The organism is Streptomyces sp. NPDC060028, from assembly GCF_042736725.1.
GTDB lineage: Bacteria > Actinomycetota > Actinomycetes > Streptomycetales > Streptomycetaceae > Streptomyces.
In genome coordinates, this window is the sequence record NZ_JBHWVJ010000185.1 from 1 (window position 1) to 1,384 (window position 1,384).

Genomic DNA, 1,384 nt, shown 5'->3' on the forward strand with positions numbered 1-1,384 from the left:
CCTAGTACTGCAACGGCGTTTGGCGTGACTGGTGGCCAGGTTGGTCGTTGGTCTGGTTATGGGTGGGGTACTTGGTGATGTGAGGGCGTGGGCAGCGGGTCTGGGTGAGGTGCATGAGCGGTTCGTGCACCGGTTTGCCCGGTCGGAGCCGCGTGAGTCGGCGCTGGCGTATATGCGGGGACTGATTTCTGCGCTGGAGCGGAAGAACGGCTGGACGCTCGCCGAGGAAGCAGGGCATTCGGCTCCCGACCGGATGCACCGGCTGCTGAACCGGTGCGACTGGGACGCTGATGAAGTCCTCGACGACGTCCGCGATTACGTCGTCGAGCATCTCGGTGACGCGGGTGCGGTGCTGATCTTGGACGACACCGGCTTCCTGAAGAAGGGCGTCCGCTCGGCCGGCGTCCAGCGCCAGTACTCGGGAACGGCGGGGCGCACGGAAAATTGCCAGGTCGGTGTCTTCCTCGCCTATGCCGGTGCCCGCGGCCGCACGCTGATCGACCGCCGCTTGTATCTGCCCACGTCATGGACCGATGACCGGGAACGATGCCGGACCGCGGGCATTGAGGACGCGACCGTCTTCGAGACGAAAGTGGTCATCGCCAAAGCCATGGTCCGCCGGGCGATCACGGAGAAGATCCCGTTCCGCTGGGTGACCGCGGACGCCGCCTACGGCTTCTCCAAAGGCTGGCGGACCGAGCTCGAGCGGGCTGACGTCTTCCACGTCATGGCCACCACCCGCCACGACACCGTCGTCACACGCTGGGCCATCGACCACCCCGTTCACGACCTGTTCAACGGGCTGCCCCGGCAGAAGTGGAAGCGCCGTTCCTGCGGGAACGGCGCCCACGGCCCGCGGGTCTATGACTGGGCCAGGGTGGAAGTCCGTCCCTGGCACCGTGAGGACCGCCAGCACTGGGTGATCGCCCGCCGAAGCGTCAGCCGGCCCGACCAGATCTCCTACTACATCGCGTACTGTCCGGCCGAAACGACCCTCGACGAGCTCATCCGCGTCGCCGGCAGCCGGTGGGCGATCGAGGAATGCTTCCAGACCGCTAAGCAGGAATGCGGCCTGGACGACTACCAGGTCCGCCGCTACCCCGGCTGGCACCGCCACATCACCCTCGCCATGGCCGCCCACGCCTGCCTCACCGTCCTGAAGGCCCGCGAGGCCGACACGGGGAAAGCAGAAACGGATCCTCCCAGCTCATACCCCTCACCCTCCCCGAAATCCGACGCCTGATCACCCGCCTCACCCAGCGCCGACCATCACCCGTCCAACACGTCCTGCACTGGTCGAACTGGCGCCGCAGACGCCAGTTCCAGGCCCGCATCAGCCACTACAAACGACGCGGCCACACACCACCAGAAGCTGCCAACCAGT

1 protein-coding gene is annotated in these 1,384 nt (G+C 66.6%); it reads left to right on the forward strand.

Annotated features, from left to right (window positions below; genetic code table 11):
* Window positions 1-58 precede the first annotated feature (58 nt).
* Window positions 59-1,243 carry an IS701 family transposase gene (locus ACFWBF_RS37315; RefSeq protein ID WP_385609276.1) on the forward strand — a complete coding sequence of 395 codons (1,185 nt, stop codon included), beginning with the start codon at window positions 59-61 and terminating at the stop codon, window positions 1,241-1,243.
* The last annotated feature ends 141 nt before the right edge of the window (window positions 1,244-1,384 follow it).

Coding starts and splice junctions, on each gene's coding strand:
- ACFWBF_RS37315 (WP_385609276.1), top strand. CDS start 59: ATGGGTGGGGTACTTGGTGATGTGAGGGCGTGGGCAGCGGGTCTGGGT.